Source organism: Pseudomonas sp. WS 5410, assembly GCF_012985645.1.
Taxonomy (GTDB): domain Bacteria; phylum Pseudomonadota; class Gammaproteobacteria; order Pseudomonadales; family Pseudomonadaceae; genus Aquipseudomonas; species Aquipseudomonas shahriarae.
In genome coordinates this window covers 160,662-179,153 of sequence record NZ_JAAQWS010000007.1, presented here as the reverse complement: position 1 = coordinate 179,153, position 18,492 = coordinate 160,662, and the positions used below count along the sequence as shown (strand labels likewise).

Here is an 18,492-nt window from a genome sequence, read left to right as displayed (position 1 = left end):
ACCTTAAACCCTCCTGAAATATCCCCGCTCTAAGATGCCGCCAACAATGGCGGCATGAAAACTCAACTCGCACTCAACACCGACCTTTCCGCCACCGTCTCTGACGGCAAGGCCCCGGAGTGGGTCGAACTAATTCCCCCTGGTCCCAACGTCACCGGCCGCGATGGTCGGCAATGGCTGTTCGACGAACAAGCCGGGACGCTGGTCCAGTCCAGTTTCCACGGTCGCGCTATTGACCTGCCCATTGACTGGGAACACGCCACCCAGCACCGCGCCAGCAAGGGCGAGTCCGCACCAGCGGCTGGCTGGATCAAGCAATTGGAACTGCGTAACGGCGCCCTGTGGGGCTTGGTTGATTGGACCCCTCGGGCCTCCGAGCAAGTTATCAACCGCGAGTACCGCTTCCTTTCCCCTGTCTTTGACTTCGATCCAGACACCACCCGTATTGCTCGCCTGGTCAGCGCGGGCCTGACGAATAAACCCAACTTCCTGCTGACCGCCCTCAATCAAGAAAACACGGAGGTCACGCCTGTGACGCTTTCACCTGCGCTTCTGACTGCACTCGGCCTGCCTGCAACGGCGACCGAAGAACAGGCCCTTGCGGCCACGGCTCAACTCAAAGCAACCGCGCAAGCGACGAACACCGAAAAAACCAACCTTGAGCAGTTCATGCCACGGGCGGACTACGACAGCGTTTTGCTACGAGCCACCAATGCCGAGCAAGCCTTGGCCGATCAGAAGAAAACCGAACACAACAAGCAAGTTGATGCGCTGATCACCTCGGCCACCCAGGCCGGAAAAATAACCCCGGCAACGGCCGACTATCACCGCGCCGCTTGCCAGGACGAAACCGGTTTGGCGCGTTTTAAGGCATTCGTGGACGCGGCGCCGGTCGTTGCTGCCCCCTCCAACCTGGACGAGCGCAAGCACGATAAAACCACCACTGCGCTCAACTCCGAAGAGCAACACGTCGCCAAGCTGCTGGACATGAGCGAAGCGGACTTCATCAAGGGCAAGGCGTAACGCCCTCTATATAAAGGAAGCGATTCATGATCATTACTTCTGGCACCTTGGCCGCGTTGTTCACAGCGTACCGGGCCGAGTTCCAAAATGCCCAGGCAGCCACGCCGACCGATTGGGGGCGCATTGCCACGACCGTGCCGTCGACGTCGGCCAGCAACACCTATGGTTGGTTGGGGCAGTTCCCGAACTTTCGCGAGTGGATCGGCGACCGTGTTCTCAAAAACATGGCGGCGCACAGCTATTCGATCACCAACAAGAAGTATGAGTCGTCCGTGGGCGTGCCGCGTGACGCCATCGAAGATGACCAGATCGGCGTCTATAAGCCGTTGTTTGCCGAGATGGGCCGGGCGTCTACTGCGCACCCGGACGAGTTGGTGTTCAGTCTGTTGAAAGCTGGCTTGACCACCCTGTGCTATGACGGCCAGAACTTCTTCGACACCGATCACCCGGTCTACCCGAATACTGACGGCACCGGCACTGCAATCTCCGTCAGCAACTACCAGGACGGTGAAGGCCCAGCCTGGTATCTGCTCGATGTCAGCCGGGCGATCAAGCCCATCATCTTCCAACTGCGCCGTAAGTATGACCTCAAAGCCATGACCAGCATGGACGACGAAAATGTCTTCATGCGCGATGAATACCGCTATGGCGTCGATGCTCGTGCGAACGTCGGTTTCGGTTTCTGGCAGTTCGCGTTCTGCTCAAAGGCACCCCTCAACGCAGAGAACTACGCCGCAGCGCGTGCAGCGATGAAGGGTTTCCATGCTGACGGTGGTCGCCCACTCGGCGTAAACCCCGGCCTGTTGGTGGTGCCGTCTCCGCTGGAAGGCGCTGCGCGCAAGCTCCTGGTGAAGGATGCCAACAGCGGCAACGAATGGGCAGGCACCGCCGAAATCCTGGCGCCGAGCTGGCTGGGATAAGGGGGCGTTATGACCATTGTTATCACCTCAAAGCGCGACGGTTTTCGCCGTTGCGGCATCGCGCACTCTAGCCAGCCAACCCCATACCCGGACGACTTCTTCACGGAAGAACAATTAAAGGCTCTCAGCAAAGAGCCTCAATTGGTCCTCGCTTATGTAGAGGATGAATCCGACCAGGTACAGGACCGCCGCGATGAAAGCCTCCAGGAAGCCGATCTACAGAAAACGCCCGACTCCGTACAAAACACCCAGTCGCAGGCGACTGAAGCAAACGCTACAGCTCTGGGTGATGCAGTGGTTCTATCCGGCAGCGCGCCCGTTGTCGGAGGTCGGCTTGTATTCAACGGTCCGGCACCAGGGGCAACTTCCCCTGTGATCGAGCAGGACATAGGGACACTGAACGCGGCCGACATCGAACTCGATGGACTCTGGGAAGAGGCCCACCTGGAAGATCTGGCGCGTGAAGCGGCCAAGGCAGAGGCGGCGAAACCTCCAGCGAAAACCCGAAAACCCAAAGGCACCGGGGCCGAGGACAAAGGTAAATGAACCTTTCGCTACCGTCTGCCAGCCAGCTCCTGGTTCGATTTGGCGCCCGTGATATCGCAGAGATTGCGGTCCCGGATACAGATCGCGTCATCGCCCCTGAGTTGCTGGTAGAGGCGGCGGCTGGTCAGCCCTTGGACGAATGGCCGCCCGAGGACGTAGCCACTGCTGTTGCGACGTTGGCAAGGATCGCCGACGCCGTCACACGGGCGCGTAGCGAAGTGTCGTTTTACCTGCGGTTCCGTGCGGCTGGCGAGGATGCTCCTGCATGGGTCACGGATGACCTGGCCGAGATCGCCCGCTATCACCTGTACGACGACGCAGGCAAGGAAGAGTCGACCGTGCGGGTGCTTTACAAGGACGTGATCAAGCGCCTGGAGACCCTTGCCAGGGAAGACAAGGAGCGTGGGGCTTCGGATGGTGGGCAGTCTGGTTTCCAGATCAGCCACCAGCCCCGGCTGATGACTCGCAGGACTTTGAGGGACTTGTGATGCTGGGCGACCTGGAAGACTTGATCGAAGGCCGACTCAACGAGTTGAGCAAAAGCCTGCCGCGCTTGCGCGTGGCGAGCTACGGCGGCGAATTAGGCGACCCTGATCTGTTGCCGGAATTGCTCAAGCGTTGCCCGTCGATTTTGCTGATGGTGCCCAAGGCCATGATCAGGCCCAAGGCCCAGGGTCGCTACAGCATAAGTATCACTTTCCGCCTGGTGATTGCGGCTCGCCACCCTCGCGGGGAGAAGGAAACGCGGCGCGGCACAACTGACAAGGATGTTGGCACCTATGCGCTATGGGAGGCTTGCATGCACCAACTGGTTGACTGGCAACCTTGGGAGGGCCGCGCAGCCATCAAACCGATGGAGCTTTCCAACCTGGTCAACGGCAAGTTTGCCAGCGACCACCTATCTGTCCTGGGGCAGTCGTTCAACATCGAATTGGACTGGGAAAAACCGAAAGAGGCCTTGCCCGATTTGCTGGGCGTAGATCTGAACTACCACACCCCATCGGACAACCCCAGCCCGGTGGCTACCGACCACATCGAACTGAGGGACGTGTGATGCAAGTTAAAGCTGCACCTGGTCATCGGGTGCCCCTGGAAGACGATCCGTACAAGTACATCGAAACAGCCAAGGCTATTGATGTGCCGGATACCTCCTACTACCGGCGCCGGTTGGCAGCGGGGGAATTGATGCCCGCCGAAAAACCAAACGGCGGTGCCAAACAACCTGCAAAGGAATCCGCTGAATGAGCATCGAATTTGAAACAATCCCGGCGTCGATTCGCAAGCCGGGCGTTTACATGGAGTTCAACACCAGCCTGGCAGTACGGAATCTGCCGACCAACAAGCAGAGCGTGTGCCTGATCGTTCCCCTGGGCGAAGGCGCAACGGTTGCAGCCAACGTGCCAACACCGTTCTACAGCGCACCCGAGGCCAAAGCCTTGTTCGGCGGTACTGTCGCCGAAGAAATGGCCGAAGCGTTTATCACGGCCTATCGCTACGCCTCAATCTCGGCGGTGGGTGTGGTTGTTGTGGATGATGCCGAGCCGGACATTAAGGCCGCACTGGACGCGACCGCACTGGGTGGATTCACCATCCTGGTCCCGGCCTGGTACAGCAACACCGCGCTCACCGCGTTGCGCGAGCACATCAAGGTCTATACCAACTCGATGGAGCAGCAAGGCATCATCGGCGTTGCGGCCTTGACCAGCACGCTATCCGCTGCAACCACGCTGGCGACATCACTGAACTCCGGCGCAATCAGCCTGGCCGTGTTGCCTGGTACTGCATCAACCGCGCGCCAGGTCGCGGCCGCTTATGCCGCTATGATCGCGTCGGAAGAAGATCCAGCACGGCCATTGAATACCCTGGTGCTGTCCGGGATTAAGGTTCCACCTATCGCCCAGCGTCTCGGCCGCGCCGAGCAGGAAACCGCCCTGGCTAACGGTGTCACTCCGCTGGAAGTCGCGGCCGGTGATGTCATACAAATTGTCCGCGCCGTAACCACATACACCAAGTCTGCGGCGGGTGCCACGGACGTGTCGCTGTTGGACCTGACCACCATCCGTACCCTGTATTACATCCGTATGGCATGCCGTGATCGCATCCGCTTGCGCTTCCCCCGCTCCAAGTTGTCGAAAAAGACCCCGGCAGCAGTGCGCGGCGAGCTGCTGGACGTGCTGCTAAAGGCGCAGGAGCTGGAGATCGTCGAAGAAGTCGAGGCCAATGCGGCCGGGCTGGTGGTCGAGCGTTCTGCCCAGGACGCGAACCGCCTCAATGCAACCATTCCCACTGATGTCGTCAACGGCCTGCATGTATTCGCCGGGCGTATCGACCTGCTCCTGTAAGAGGTGACTTTAGATGTCTGATAACTATGTAGGGCAGATCGTCCTGGAGATCAACGGCACCGACTATGAGGTGGTGAGCGTCGAGCCGAGCCTCAAGACCGGGCGCAAGGTCGTCAAGACAATGAATCGCACCGGCCGCCCAGCCGGCACGGCAAAGGGAATTGAAGATCACGAGCTGAAAGTCTCGGTGGCGATTCCTAAAAATGGTGAACCGGACTGGCGCGCCCTGTTGGATGCCAAGCTGACGATCTATCCCCAAGACGGCGGCGGTAAGCGTGAGACCTGGACTGGTTGCTCATTGATCGACCTCGGCAGTAAGTACCAGGTGGAAGGTGAAGCCACCCGCGACCTGACCATTGCCGCTCTCAACTACTACACGGAATAACCCAATGACCGAGCAATCAAGTAAGCGCTGGGATGGTCTGAGCATTACCCGCGAACTCAGGATGGGTGTCTATTACTCCGGCTTGCGTCACAAGACCTTTACCTTGCGCGTTCCTGTTGCGGGCGACCTAGTCGCCGCACAGGAACTGCATCCTGGCGCGCCGTTTCAACTGATTACCCTGGAGGTCTATCGCCGTCAGTTGTTGTCCCTGGGCGAGATACCCGCTGATGCGCTGACAACTGAATTGCTCCTGGGCGAGTTGACCGAAAGCGACTTGGCCATCATCGCCGACGCCGATGCTGAGCTGGAAAAAAAGCTCGCGCCGCCGAGCGCGGCAACACCGACTGGCGACGAATCGAACACGCCTTCGTCCGGCACGGCTACCGACTAGAAGAGCTGCGCCAGATGACCAGGGCCGAGATCGACGCACGTATTGATCTGATCATCGGCAAGGTAAAAGGCACCCGCTACGTCAGCCAGCGCCAGCGCAAGGCGTTGCCAAAACCCAAAAGATAGGCTCGATACCGGGCCTTTCCTATTCCAGTAAGACCCTTTCCGGGAGTTTCCCATGTCCGATCTGCGCGTCGCGCTCCGTTTCCAGGCCCATGCGGGCAACAGTCGGCGTGAGATCGAGCAGATCAACCGCGACTTACGCAAAGCCGGTAAAGAGGGAGCGAAATCCCTGGCCGATGAAAGCTGGAAGGCATCCTCGGCCATCACCAAAGTGGGTCAGGTCGGGGCCAACAGTTATAAAACCATCCGTAGTGCCATGCGTGAAACCGCGAAGGCAGGTTCCGGCACGCGCATCGAAGTCAGCAAGACATCCACCGAACTCAAGGAGATGGCCACCGCCGCCCGTAAGGCGGCGCGTGATGCCAAAACCGAGCTTATGGGCGCTGATCGTCAAGGTGTGCAGCCACTGCGCCAGAGTGTTGATCGGACGGAAACGTCCTTCCGGCGCATGGCTCAGAACAGCGGGCGTAGCCTTCGCACGTTGAAAACCATTGCGATGGGTGTGCGCCAGGAGTTCGACCGTATCAAGGGGCTGGGCGGAAGCATGCATGGGCAATTAGCTGGTGTGGGTGTGGGCGTTGGGGTGCTTTCGGGAATGAAAGCAAATGCTGACCTGGAGCGTGGGCTGATCCGCACAAAACAAACTGCTGATATGAGCGGAGAGCAAAAAGAAGATTGGAAAAAAGAAGGCTTCAGAATTGCTACTGCCAACGGCATTAGCAGAGAAGATGTTGACCGTGGTTTCAATACATTGATTGCGTCTGGTGTGAATTACGATGCAGCTAGAATGACCGCTGATGCAATTGGACAAACTACTGCTGTGACCGGTGCTGACTCCGCTGTGTTAGGCAAGGCGGTAGTTTCAGGGGCTAGTGCATTCAATCTTGATTTGAATAAAGCAGGTACGGCCTTGGATCTGCTTCAGAAAATGACAGTGGCAGGACGATTGGGCAACGCCGAACTTGAAAACCTTGCTGACCTTTTCCCTAAGCTAGGTGGGGCGGCCTCGGCAGCAGGCATGTCTTTGTCTCAAGCCTTGGCCTTCACTGAAACGTTGTCGACAGTAGAGATGCAGCCTGATCGACTCGGCACTCTCGCAGAATCAACATTGCGTATATTTACCAACAAGCAATATCGAGATCGAATCACCCAAACAACAGGGGTCGGGTTCTTTAACAAAGACGGTAGCTCGCGGAATCCGCAGGATATTTTCGGAGATCTAAAAGGAAAGTACGACAAACTTGCTACCGATGAAATGCGCGCAAAGTTTATGGGCGTTGTATTTAAAGGAATGGACCAGGACACCGTTCGGGGTAGCCGAATTATGATGACTGGGAATCGTCTAGATACTTTTGGCTCTCAGACTAAAGAACTTCATGAGTCAGCCCCTGTTATCGCTCGCGACCTTAAAGAGAACACGGAAAGTGCAAGCGGTGTCGCAGGTAGGATGAAGGCTACGTTTGGCGAAGCCATCGACCGGATGGCTACACCTCTGAACAAGGGATTCGCTGATATGGGGCGTTACCTCCTGGATGACCTGAACCTGTCCGGTGAACAGATGCTGGCCGGTGGTGCCGCGCTGGCTGTCGGTGGCTACTACGCCGGTCGCGGCGCCAAAGCGGGTGCAGGTGCGTTGCTCAATAAGTTCATGGGCGGCCCCGAAACTTTAAAAGGTATTGCCGTGGGTAAGGTGCTGGAAGAGGCCACGGGCGTTACATCCGTGTTTGTCACTAACTGGCCTGCTGCCTCTCTGGGTGGCATTGGCGGGCCAGATCTGCCGAATGGTTCCAACTCCAGCAAGACTAAAGGCAAGCCAGGCGGATTTGTCGCCCCATGGGCTGCCCCCTTGGCGTTGGCTGCGACTGCCACTCAGATCGGTGGCGCAAGTGCGACAGCAACAGATGAGGGCCGACTGGACGCCGCCAAGCGAAGCAAGTTGTTGAACGACGACCAGCGTACCTACCAGACGTCCTTCTATCGTAACCGCATAACCCTGGCCGATCAGAACCCCGACCAGTCATCTGACTGGCTGTCCACGGAAGCCCGGCGTCTTGCGCACCATGAAACTGGTCTGACTGCATCGGGTTTACCTGTTAACGGCGCCAACACCTGGGCGCAAGGGATCGCCAATAGAGCCCTGGCTGCGGGCGCCGAAACCTTCACTGCGCAACAGCAACTGCGGGACATGATGTCGCAATCTGCCAGCCAGCCGTCCACCTGGTTGGCTGCCCAGGCCCAGCGCCTGGCTACCCCACTGTCAGGCGGTGTTGCTCCTGGTATGCCGGGCTTTGGCACCAATGGCGCTGCACCTGGTGCAGCCGGTGCCAATCCCGCCGCACAAGCCGCCGAGGAGCGGTTGCGGGCCTTGCTCGCACAGCCGTTGGTCATTGAAGTTCGTACTGACTCACACATGTTCCAGGCCGAGGTCGAGCGCCGAACCAATGTTCAGATGAGGCGCGGCGGATGAGCTGGGCAGAGAACCTGCTGGACGCCTCGTTTCGCGGCGTCCCGCTCCAGATCGAAAGCGAAAGCATGCAATGGCAGCGCGCTTTGTCAGAGCATGGGACACCATTCAAGGATGGCGACCGGGTCAAAGACTTGGGCCGTGGCGCTCGACGCTTTCCCATGCAAGTTGTGGTGTTCGGCGTCAATTACGAGATCGAACTCCAGAACATCCTCCGCACCCTAAACACTCCAGGTACGGGCGAACTGATACACCCTATCTATGGCAGCCTGAATGTCGTCAGCAACACCGGCGAAGTTAAGCACCACGCCGAGCGTCCCGACTATGCCGAGATCAGCATCTTGTTTGTCGAGGACACGCCCGATGCACCGTTTTTCGAGCGGCAATTTGAGTTCGTCGATATCGGCATACTGGGGCTTGAGGACGAATACACCTGGCAGGATGGCATCTTTGATCTGTTCGGGCGCATTGACTCCCTGGTCGGCGAGATTCAATCGTGGATCGGTGGCGGCTGGGTTGGGCTGATTGAAAAGGCCCTGGGCCTGCCGGGCATCGGTCTGCGTTTGCAACAACTGCGCTCGCAGATCCTCGGTGTGGTGTCTGGCATTGGGTCGATGGCTAAACGGCCGTCGGGGGCCTTTGATCCGCTGGTGGACCTGATGCGCACGCCCTCCGAGATCCGGGCAGCGATCCAGGGCAGTACCCCCAGTTCGTCGACGGCGCTGCTTGCCAGATCTGGCGTGCCCGCCGCATTACCTGGCAGTGCTAGCCTGACGGCCGACGCCGCCCGTGCAGGCAGCGGCTTTTTGATCGGTGCCCGCCAAGGCGTGGCGCCGACCGTCGAGCTGCTGGTCGAAGGCGTGTCAGGTAACACCGGCACCGGCTTGGTACTACTGCCAAATGGCATGCCGGATGATCCGGTGATCGCCAACGGTTTCGGCCTGGTAGTCCTGGTCATCACCGAACTTGCATTGGCACATGCGCAGGCGGTGGCCTCCGTCATCGAGGACGAAGCCGACACACCGACCTTGAGCCCACTGGAACTGGAGGGATTGGTTAACCTGGTGCGGTCCCTGGTGCAGTCATCAATCCTGTTGCAACGTCACCTGTACGACGTGGAGATCGCCCGGCCGATCATTGAGGCGTTACGCAACGTCGCCGCATTGATTCAGGTCCGCGCCCGCCAGGTCATCCTGCAAAGCCCGCCCATGATCGAGCGTGTGGTCGAAACCCCTGCGAGCCTGCGCCTGTTGGCCCACCGCTGGTACGGCGACCATACCCGTGCCGCCGAGTTGATCCGCCTCAATCCCGGCCTGAAAGCGCCCCACAACATCGAAGCCGGGGAGGTACTGCGTGCCTACGCCAAATAAAGCCCTGGAAGAATCCATACGCTTATCAATTGGTGGCCTAGCCCATGAAGAATGGGACGGCTGGTCGATTGAATCTGACCTGTTGATCGCGTCTGATGGTTTCGAGCTGGAGCTGTACACCAAGGATGCCACCCGTTTGCCCAGCGTGTTGGCCGAGGGTGCGCCATGCTCGCTGACCTTGGGCAAAGATCGCGTGCTGACGGGACAAATAGACGAGTTTGAACACGACATCTCCCGTCAGGGTATCTCGATGCGTATCACCGGCCGGGACCGTGCGGCGCCCCTGGTCGATTGTTCGGCGCCGTTCGTCTCAATGCGCGAAGCCACACTCGCACAGATTTTGGACCGGGTCGTCAAACCGCTGGGCATTACCCAGTTCGAGATCCGCGCCGCTCAGGCTAAGACCCGACGGCGCGTGCAGATTGAGCCGGGCCAGAGTGCGTGGGAGGCGTTGCTCCAGGTTGCCGAGGCCAATGGTCTGTGGCCGTGGGTCGAGCCTGACGGGCGTTTAATTATTGGCGGGCCGGACTACAACGCGGCGCCAGTGGGAACACTGGTCATGCGCGAAGATGGTGTCGGCAATAACGTGCAGCGCCTCAGTGTGCGGCGTTCCATCGCCAATCGGTACAGCCAAATCACGGTCCTAGGCCAGCATGGGCAGTACGACAATGACGGGCTGGACAGCAAACGCGCCCACCTACGTTCTGTCATCCAGGACGAAACCCTGGCCCGCCGTGGGATCTTCCGACCAAAGGTGGTCATTGATAGCTCCAGCGAGAACCAGGACATGGCGACCACTCGTGGACGTAAGTTGCTGGCAGACAGTCGCCTGGAAGGTTTCGAGATCCGCGCAGTGGTGATGGGCCATCGTGCCGATAACGGCCAGGTCTGGAGCCCAGGCCAGCGCGTCATCGTTCGTAGTGAGCCCCATGGATTGGATGCGACCTACTTTTTGATGTCGCGCACATTACGCCTGACCCGTGGTGAAGGTCGCATCACCGAGTTGCGGTTGCGCGAAGATAAATTGTGGGTGCTGGATGGCAACCCGCCCAAGAAGCGCAAGGGCAAGGGTAAGAAGGCCAACCCGGATGCGGAACTTATCGAGATTTTCAAGGGGCTGTAATGAGCAATATGGCGCGCCTGGTGCGTGATCAGGTTAGTAGGATGATGCGGAACGTGCGCCAGGCTTTTCGAGGTACGGCGGCGCGTAACACCCACGGCAAGTTGATTGGTATCGAAATGGAAGGCCTGGCAGGCGAATCGGTTTCCGGCGAACTGATGCAGCACTACGGGTTCAGCTCGGCGCCGTTACCTGGTGCGGAATTTCTTGCCATCCCCGTGGGGGGCAACAGCAAACACACGGTCGTTGTCGCCAGTGAGGACGGGCGTTATCGAATCACCCTCATAGACGGCGAAGTATCGCTGTACACCGATGAGGGTGATTACATCCACATGAAGCGCGGCCGGTTGATCGAAGTGGAAACAGACACCCTGGTAGTCAAAGCCAAGACCAAGGTGCGCTTTGAAACGCCCCTGGTCGAAATGAGCGAGGACGTTAAGGCTGCGGGAGATATCGCTGACCATAAGCGGACCATGCAGGCAGATCGGCTGATCTACAACGGCCACAACCACGGCGGTGGGCCAGCACCAGGTCAGCAGCAATAACCTTAAACGCCCCTGAAATATCCTTACCCGCCTGCGCGCAAGCACTATGCCAACCTATGGACGCAGGCATAAACCCAACCACTGGCGACTTGACGGGCCAGCGTATCAATACGCTGGGCAACGCCGTTTACATCCGCCTCATGACACCCCTCGGCACCTGGTGGAAAGACACCACCGTGGGCTCCCGCCTGCATGAGCTGAAACGCTCCAAAGACCTGCCACGGGTCGGCAAGCTCGCCAAACAATACGCCGAGCAGGCGCTCCAGCCGCTGCTCGATGACGGCCGCGCCCAAGACATCACCATCGCCGTCGAGCAGCCCCACAACGGCTGGCTTCACTTGCAAATCGACATCACCGACGCCACCGGCAATCCGCAGGTGTTTCGCCAACCTGTAAGGGTGAACTGACATGGCTTATACCGCTCCCGGCCTGGACGAGATTCTGCGCGGCATCCTGCGCGACATTCGCAACCTTCAAGCCGAAGCCGATATCGGCCCCGACAGCGACAACTATGTACGCTCGGCCGCTGTGGCCTCGGCTATTGAGGGGCTGTATCAGAAGCTGGCCTGGGTGTACCGCCAGATTTTCCCGGATACCGCCGATGAAGAAGAACTGGTCCACGCGGCCGCGCTTAGGGGGGTGCTACAAAAAGATCCCGTAGCGGCCACCGGTACGGCTGCCCTCAAAGGCACGCCCGGCGTACCGTTGCTGCTCGGTGCCACCTTAAAGCACGTTGTCACGGGCGAACTGTTCACCGCCAAAGCTAGCGCGAAGATTGGCACCAATGGCACCGCCTCGGTCCTGATCGAAGCCCAAACCGTCGGCGTTGCACTCAACGACCTTACGGGCGCCCTGGTGCTTACCAGCCCGCCGTTGGGCATGGACGCGGCCGCTACTTTCGTCGGCAAGACCACTGGCGGCGAAGACCGGGAGACAATCGAATCCCTGCTGGCGCGTTACCTGGACATCATCCAGTCACCCCCGGCCGGTGGTGCGGCCTATGACTACCGCCGCTGGGCGTTGGAGGTCGATGGAGTAGCCGGCGCGCTGCCTATCCCCCGGCGCAGAGGGGGCGGCACCGTTGATGTAGTCATCACCGCCAGCACTGGTAAACCTTCGGCTGAGGTCATCGCGGCATGCCTGGCGCATATACAAGACCAGTGCTCCGTCATCGCCGACGTATGGGTCTACGCGCCAACTATCCGCACCGTCAACGCCGCAGCCAAAATTGAACTGGCCCCTGACTTCACCATGGCCGACGTGCAGGCAGCTGCACAAAAGGCTTACAACACCCTGCTGGGCGCGTTGAAGCCCGGCGACTCCCTCAAGCGCTCGCAGATCGAGGCCATGATCAACAACCTGGCGGGCGTTCTGGATCGTGCCGTCACGGCTCCGGCTGGCAACGTCAAAGCATCGGATGACCCCGCGATTATCGGATGGATTCGCCCCGGCACCATCACTTTGGGCCTGCTGGAATGACCACGCTCGCCGATCAACTCCGGCTGCTGCTGCCACCTGTTTCATATGACGGTTCCGCGCCTTACCTGTCGGCCACCATTGAGGCCGAAGCCAAAGCCATGGACCTGGCCGACGCCCAGGCAAACGTGGTTTACAACACAATTTTCCCCGATTCCGGCGAAGGGCTGACCGATTGGGAGCGGGTGCTGGCCTTGCCTGATCCTTGCCTAGTCGGCCAAGCCCAGACTGTCGGCCAACGTGTACAGGCTGTTATTAGCAAGCTGCCTGGCCGTGCAGGCCAAAGTAAACCCTTCTTTATCGCCCTGGCTAAGTCCTTGGGCTACGACATCACCATCACCACATTCCGACCAGCGCGAGCTGGCATAGCGCGAGCTGGCGATTCCATCAATGGTGGTGACTGGGACTTCACCTGGCGGGTTAACGCCCCGCCCGTAACGGTGAGTTATGCCAGGGCCGGTGCTACGGGCGCTGGCGATCCTTTATCCGTCTGGGGCAACAGAGCCCTGGAGTGTCGGCTGGGCCAGATGAAGCCTGCCGAGTCTATTTTGCTGTTCGGTTACGGAGACCAACCATGAAGAAAATCGGAGATAGCACCAATACCGCAACGGAGAGCGGCGAATGGACCGAAGGCAATCCAGCGGCTGGTGCGGCTGCCACGTTACTTAAAGCCGATTGGCTTAACACCATTCAGCGGGAAATTATCGCGGTTGTTCTTGCTGCTGGGCTGACTCTCAATAAAAACGATGACTCCCAGCTATCCAAGGCTGTCAGAGCGCTGATTGCGGCAGAAGCTGACTCTAAGATCAGCTCAAAACCACAATCGGGCGTTGTGGGAGCCATCGCCGACATACCAGTAACCACTTTGGGAACCTATATCCCCGCAACTACCGACAAGCCGTCAGTCTCCAGCAATGGTCTATTTCTGCGGATGAAATGGCCGGGGGGAAATATTGCATTCGATATTTTCGGTCACATAGGCGGCGGTAGCGATGTTTTAGCTTTCCGCCGAGTTCTTGGTGATGGTTCGTATACGATGAGGTACGTGTGGCACGACGGGAATTTTGACCCTGCGTCAAAAGCCAACCTCGCGAGCCCTAACTTTACCGGTGTACCTACCGCGCCAACCGCGCCCCCTGGTAGCAATTTCGGCGAGTTGGCAAATTGTGCGTTCGTCTGGGGGGCGGTCAATACCTACGCGACCACAGTAACCGCCTCGCTAGCGACCAAGGCCAACTTGAACAGTCCGGCGTTAACGGGCATCCCTACGGTGCCTACAGCTGCGCCGGGAACAAACTCGCTACAGGCAGCCAGCACCGCTTTCGTTGCTACTGCCGTCGCCAGGCTGGTCGATTCATCGCCGGGCGCATTGGACACGTTGAACGAGCTGGCAAAGGCGCTGGGGAACGATCCGAACTTTGCCACCACCATAATGGGTTTGTTAGCCGGCAAAGCCAACTGGGGCGCGTCGCTGGCTGATTACGGTATTAAGGATGCGTACCGCATAGTCGATGTTGATTACAGGCTGGGCGCCAAGGCCAACTGGGGTACGTCGCTGGCCTCTTATGGGATTCTTGATGGAATTCGCAATGCCAACCCGCTGCCAGGCGGAAGCATTGATATTCACGGGGAAACCTATGCGTTTGTAACATCCCCTTCAGAGACCTGCCTTGCTCAGAACTGTTACTGGGATGGTAGGGACTGGGTACGCCATGTAATGGCGAACCCTTCGGCATGCCTTGCTGTTGTAGGTGGTTCGTTGGTGCTTAGAACAGCGGTGCCGGGGGCTGGCCCGATTGTTTGGGCCAGATCCGATACGCTGTGGACATCAGCAAACGCAACTCTTACAACCTCCGCTGGTAACGCGACACTTCGGCTCCCGAACGGCTGGATAGAGCAGGTGTTTGAGGTTACGGAAAGCACGGGGGCGGCTGACCATCGCTACTTCCCCGTGTCCTTTCCGAATGAGTGCTTCGGTGTTTTTCCTTCCCTGCTCAGTACCACGGCGGGCGGATATGCAAACAACAGCGGCCTCGTCGTCGGTGACGTCACCAAAGATCGTTTCGTGATCAGTGCCGGCGGGAACTTCTCTCCCGAAGGTCGTTTTCGCATACGCGCAATAGGTAGGTAATGCATGAAATTTTACTTCAGTCCTTCAACGACTGCCTTTTTCCGGTCAGACATCCATGGCGAACCTGGCAGCGATGGCTGTTCGATGCCAGATGATGTGCTGGAGGTAGCCAGCGAAGTGTTCGAGCGGATGCTGCGGGTCCGGGAGGAAGGTGGCCGGGTTATTCCTGACGAAGACGGGCTACCGATTGCAGCGCCGGCCCTGCTCCCAACCAACGAGGAGCTGGCCGAAAAGGAGCGGCGCTGGCGAGACCAGGTGATATCTACAAGTGAGTGGATAGTCACCCGCCATCGTGACGAGGTGGACATGGGGCAGGAAACCCAGATTACGCCTGAGCAGTTTTCAGAGCTGCTGAGGTACAGGCAGGCCTTGCGGGATTGGCCGACAGCAGAAGGTTTTCCAAGCATCGACCTGCGCCCGAGTTCACCGGACTGGCTTGCTGGTCAAACTGAGTAAGACAATAACTACAGGGCGAGATGCCAAACATCTCGCACAATCTCGTAGTTTGGACGGGCGCAAGCAGTGCCAAATCACCTGCGAGGCGGTGCCAAATCCGACGCGCGCTTACAGATCTGGCTTTTGATCTTAGGCGCCCCGTTAAACCACGCTGGCCGCAGGCAGGTATTGCGCAGTGGGCACCCCGGCATGGATGCCGGGGTAGCCGCGACACGGCCATGGATGGCCGATCGCGGCGGGCCCACGGAGCAATGCCTGACTGCGGGCATGCCGAGCCTAGGCGAGGCACCGAGTGGTGGGGCAAGAGCGTTTTGCTTACTTTGGCGCTTCTCCAAAGTGAGCCGCCGTCAGGGCGGAACCCTAAGTGGCCGTGACAGCAGCAACGGATATGTACACAAACCCAATAAGCTAAAGAGTTGTGTAGATACCTATGCTCATCGCAGGCAAACCCGCTCCCACATTTGAATGTATTCACAAATCAAAATGTGGGAGCGGTGCGATAGCGATCTCAGGGATTGCGCACCCGCAGGCAACGCCACAAGGCTGCAACCATCAACACACTGACCAGCGCCCAACCCAGGGCCTGCTGGTTCATCAAGCCTTCGCGGTACAGCTGCGGTGCAATGCCGGCGCCGATGATGAAGGTCAGCAGGGCCATTTCCCGGCGTGGCCCCCTGACCGGGCGCAGTAGGTAGACCAGCGCCGGCAGCAGCAGGGCGGCAGTGGGGAAGCTGCGGTAGCGTGGGTCGAACACCAGTGCCAGCATCATTACCGCCGTGGCGAACCCTGCGAATGCAATCAACCAGCCAGCGCGCTGCTCCAGCCAGGCGTAGGCCCGTGCGCGCCAACCCTGGCGAGCGCTCAAGGCCAGGGCCCCATGGGCGAGCACCAACAGGTTCAGGGCCAGCAACAGCCCGGCCCAGATCCATTCATCAGTGAAGCGCGCGGTCACTCGGGTCAGTTCGGCCCAGCTGCCAATCGAGCCCGCCGCCACCGCGCCCAGCAATGGCAGCAACAACGCGGCGCGGGTACTGCGCACACGCCCGCCGAGCACCAGGGTGCCCAGTAGGATCAGCCCGCCAACGCCCAGCCACAGCGGCCAGTACGGCACATTGGTTACCGGGCCGGCCAGGATGCCCTTGTCCTGGCGATCGGCATCAAACAGCCCCCAGTAACCGCCGACCGCCCCTTCGCTGGCGCGTTTCCACGGCTGGTCAAAGGCTTCGATCAGGTTGTAATGCCAGCCATTGGCTTCGGCCATGGCGACAAAACCGCGAATGAACTTGGCTTCGTTGACCCGGCTCGGCACTGCGGTTTCCCGCTGGCGGCCTTCGCTGGGCCAGCCGGTTTCGCCAATCATCACGTCCTTGGGGGCGAAGCGGTTGCCGAAGGTCTGGCGAATATCGCCGACATGGCGCAGAGCCTGGTCGATCCCCGCCGGGTCATCTTCCCAATACGGCAACAAGTGAATGGTCAGGAAATCCACCGCCGGGGCAATTTCCGGGTGTTGCAGCCAGAACTCCCAGACATCGGCATAGGTGACCGGCTGCTGGATCTGGCTTTTGACCTTTTCGATCAGCTTCACCAACTGCGTGGCGGTGATTTCCTTGCGCAACAGGGCTTCGTTGCCGACGATCACCGACGTGACCACGTCAGGGTTGGCGTTGGCCGAGGCGATCAGCAGGTCGACCTCCTTGGCGTTGTCCACCGGGTTGCTGTTGATCCAGGCACCGATCATCAACTTCAGGCCGTGTTTGCGCGCCAGGTCCGGCAGGGCTTCGAGGCCGGTCATGGAGTAGGTGCGGATGCACTCAAAGCGCGTGGCCAGCAATGCCAGGTCGGCGTCCATGCGCTCGGGGCGCAGTTTGAACGGCTGGTCGAACGGTGACTGGTCCTTGTCAAAGGGCGTGTAGGACGCGCATTGCAACTTGTGGCTGGCGCTGGCGACGTCCGGCAGCACTACTGGCTGGCCGAGGCCATACCAGTAGCCGCCCAGCGCGAACAGGCCGAGCAGCAAGGCAAATACATAAGGCATGAAGGGGAAGCGGGCAGTCGCGGTCATGGTCAGGCCGTGTGGGAACAAAGCCGCGCATCTTACCTGCATTTGCCGGTTTTCAGGGGGACCGCATAATTTTGACATGCAAAGTTCGGGCGGGATTTTGACGCTGCGTCCTAGGAATTTTCCTGCTGGCGTTGTGATGTCGTTTCTTGCTCCGCTGAGGTCGTAGTCAGAGCAGGTCCACAGGTTCAGCAGGTTGATGATCGAACGGCACCACATGACAACAGGTTGACGTCGCTCGGCATCCGTCGGGCGCAGCACTTTCGGGGAAGCACTATGAAGATGCGACGACTCTTGGGCGCAGCTGCCACCTTGGTAGTTGCGATGAGTTCCACACTGGCCAGCGCCGACAGCAAGACCCTGAGCCTCGGTTATGTGGACGGCTGGTCGGACAGTGTCGCCACCACCCACGTGGCGGCTGAAGTGATCAAGCAAAAACTCGGCTATGACGTGAAACTGCAGGCGGTTGCCACCGGGATCATGTGGCAGGGCGTGGCCACCGGCAAACTGGATGCCATGCTTTCGGCCTGGCTGCCTGTCACCCACGGTGAGTATTGGACCAAGAACAAGGACAAAGTGGTCGACTACGGCCCCAACTTCAAGGATGCGAAGATCGGTTTGATCGTGCCGGAGTACGTCAAGGCCAAGTCCATCGAGGACTTGAAGACCGACACCACCTTCAAGAACAAGATCGTTGGCATTGATGCCGGTTCAGGCGTGATGCTCAAGACTGACGAAGCCATCAAGCAATATGGCCTGGACTATAAGCTGCAGGCCAGTTCCGGGGCGGCAATGATCGCTGAGTTGACCCGTGCCGAAGACAAGCAGGATTCCATTGCGGTGACCGGCTGGGTGCCACACTGGATGTTCGCCAAGTGGAAGCTGCGTTTCCTTGACGATCCAAAAGGCATCTATGGCGCCGCCGAGACGGTCAATAGCATCGGCAGCAAGGGCCTGGAAAAGAAAGCCCCGGAAGTCGCGGCGTTCCTGAAGAAATTCCAGTGGGCCTCCAAGGATGAAATCGGCGAAGTAATGCTCGCTATCCAGGAAGGTGCCAAGCCAGATGCGGCGGCCAAGGATTGGGTGGCCAAGCACCCTGAGCGTGTGGCTGAGTGGACCGCTCCTTGACCCCCTGAAAAGTA

The 18,492-nt window shown here is 59.2% G+C and carries 20 protein-coding genes; 19 read left to right on the top strand and 1 reads right to left on the bottom strand.

Annotation, left to right across the window (positions count from 1 at the left end; all coding sequences use genetic code 11):
- Positions 1 to 54 precede the first annotated feature (54 nt).
- From HBO24_RS12940 to HBO24_RS12855, 18 genes are all read left to right on the top strand, one after another.
- On the top strand, positions 55 to 1,023 hold the full coding sequence (locus HBO24_RS12940; RefSeq protein WP_170059834.1) for a phage protease: 969 nt from the start codon (positions 55 to 57) through the stop codon (positions 1,021 to 1,023).
- A gap of 26 nt (positions 1,024 to 1,049) precedes the next feature.
- Positions 1,050 to 1,943, top strand: coding sequence for a Mu-like prophage major head subunit gpT family protein (locus HBO24_RS12935; RefSeq protein WP_170059833.1), 894 nt, complete (start codon positions 1,050 to 1,052; stop codon positions 1,941 to 1,943).
- A 9-nt stretch (positions 1,944 to 1,952) separates the two neighbouring features.
- Complete coding sequence (locus HBO24_RS12930) at positions 1,953 to 2,489, top strand: HI1506-related protein (RefSeq protein ID WP_170059832.1); 537 nt, start codon at positions 1,953 to 1,955, stop codon at positions 2,487 to 2,489.
- Positions 2,486 to 2,977 carry a phage protein Gp36 family protein gene (locus HBO24_RS12925; RefSeq protein ID WP_170059831.1) on the top strand — a complete coding sequence of 164 codons (492 nt, stop codon included), beginning with the start codon at positions 2,486 to 2,488 and terminating at the stop codon, positions 2,975 to 2,977. Before HBO24_RS12930 ends, HBO24_RS12925 begins: the two co-directional genes overlap by 4 nt.
- Positions 2,977 to 3,543 carry a phage protein Gp37 gene (locus HBO24_RS12920; protein ID WP_170059830.1) on the top strand — a complete coding sequence of 189 codons (567 nt, stop codon included), beginning with the start codon at positions 2,977 to 2,979 and terminating at the stop codon, positions 3,541 to 3,543. The genes HBO24_RS12925 and HBO24_RS12920 overlap by 1 nt, the downstream gene beginning before the upstream one ends.
- A complete protein-coding gene (locus HBO24_RS12915) occupies positions 3,543 to 3,734 on the top strand; it encodes a hypothetical protein (protein ID WP_170059829.1) in 192 nt (63 codons plus the stop codon). The genes HBO24_RS12920 and HBO24_RS12915 overlap by 1 nt, the downstream gene beginning before the upstream one ends.
- Positions 3,731 to 4,831, top strand: a complete 1,101-nt coding sequence (locus tag HBO24_RS12910) for a phage tail sheath C-terminal domain-containing protein (protein ID WP_170059828.1) — start codon at positions 3,731 to 3,733, stop codon at positions 4,829 to 4,831. Before HBO24_RS12915 ends, HBO24_RS12910 begins: the two co-directional genes overlap by 4 nt.
- Positions 4,832 to 4,844: 13 nt before the next feature.
- A complete protein-coding gene (locus tag HBO24_RS12905) occupies positions 4,845 to 5,216 on the top strand; it encodes a phage tail protein (RefSeq protein WP_170059827.1) in 372 nt (123 codons plus the stop codon).
- A gap of 4 nt (positions 5,217 to 5,220) precedes the next feature.
- Positions 5,221 to 5,607, top strand: coding sequence for a hypothetical protein (locus tag HBO24_RS12900; protein ID WP_170059826.1), 387 nt, complete (start codon positions 5,221 to 5,223; stop codon positions 5,605 to 5,607).
- Between the two features lie 177 nt (positions 5,608 to 5,784).
- A complete protein-coding gene (locus HBO24_RS12895; protein WP_170059825.1) occupies positions 5,785 to 8,196 on the top strand; it encodes a phage tail tape measure protein in 2,412 nt (803 codons plus the stop codon).
- On the top strand, positions 8,193 to 9,563 hold the full coding sequence (locus HBO24_RS12890) for a DNA circularization N-terminal domain-containing protein (protein ID WP_170059824.1): 1,371 nt from the start codon (positions 8,193 to 8,195) through the stop codon (positions 9,561 to 9,563). The genes HBO24_RS12895 and HBO24_RS12890 overlap by 4 nt, the downstream gene beginning before the upstream one ends.
- Positions 9,547 to 10,686 carry a phage baseplate assembly protein gene (locus HBO24_RS12885; RefSeq protein WP_346343267.1) on the top strand — a complete coding sequence of 380 codons (1,140 nt, stop codon included), beginning with the start codon at positions 9,547 to 9,549 and terminating at the stop codon, positions 10,684 to 10,686. Before HBO24_RS12890 ends, HBO24_RS12885 begins: the two co-directional genes overlap by 17 nt.
- Positions 10,686 to 11,228 (top strand): phage baseplate assembly protein, encoded by a 543-nt coding sequence (locus tag HBO24_RS12880; protein ID WP_170059823.1) that lies wholly within the window; start codon positions 10,686 to 10,688, stop codon positions 11,226 to 11,228. Before HBO24_RS12885 ends, HBO24_RS12880 begins: the two co-directional genes overlap by 1 nt.
- Before the next feature lie 56 nt (positions 11,229 to 11,284).
- Positions 11,285 to 11,635: a phage GP46 family protein gene (locus HBO24_RS12875; protein WP_170059822.1), complete on the top strand. Its 351-nt coding sequence runs from the start codon at positions 11,285 to 11,287 to the stop codon at positions 11,633 to 11,635.
- 1 nt (position 11,636) lies between these two features.
- Positions 11,637 to 12,707 (top strand): baseplate J/gp47 family protein, encoded by a 1,071-nt coding sequence (locus HBO24_RS12870; RefSeq protein WP_170059821.1) that lies wholly within the window; start codon positions 11,637 to 11,639, stop codon positions 12,705 to 12,707.
- Positions 12,704 to 13,282, top strand: a complete 579-nt coding sequence (locus HBO24_RS12865; protein ID WP_170059820.1) for a putative phage tail protein — start codon at positions 12,704 to 12,706, stop codon at positions 13,280 to 13,282. Before HBO24_RS12870 ends, HBO24_RS12865 begins: the two co-directional genes overlap by 4 nt.
- Entirely contained in the window at positions 13,279 to 14,835 is a 1,557-nt protein-coding gene (locus tag HBO24_RS29355; protein WP_178124554.1) for a hypothetical protein, read from the top strand. Before HBO24_RS12865 ends, HBO24_RS29355 begins: the two co-directional genes overlap by 4 nt.
- A gap of 3 nt (positions 14,836 to 14,838) precedes the next feature.
- The gene (locus HBO24_RS12855; protein ID WP_170059819.1) at positions 14,839 to 15,291 is read left to right on the top strand and encodes a phage tail assembly chaperone; all 453 of its coding nucleotides are present in this window, start codon (positions 14,839 to 14,841) and stop codon (positions 15,289 to 15,291) included.
- 508 nt (positions 15,292 to 15,799) lie between these two features.
- Here HBO24_RS12855 and HBO24_RS12850 read toward each other — a convergent pair.
- Positions 15,800 to 17,353 carry a glycosyl hydrolase family 17 protein gene (locus HBO24_RS12850; protein WP_057438907.1) on the bottom strand — a complete coding sequence of 518 codons (1,554 nt, stop codon included), beginning with the start codon at positions 17,351 to 17,353 and terminating at the stop codon, positions 15,800 to 15,802.
- A 273-nt stretch (positions 17,354 to 17,626) separates the two neighbouring features.
- Here HBO24_RS12850 and HBO24_RS12845 point away from each other — a divergent pair, with 273 nt between their 5' ends.
- Entirely contained in the window at positions 17,627 to 18,478 is an 852-nt protein-coding gene (locus HBO24_RS12845) for a glycine betaine ABC transporter substrate-binding protein (protein ID WP_057438857.1), read from the top strand.
- The last annotated feature ends 14 nt before the right edge of the window (positions 18,479 to 18,492 follow it).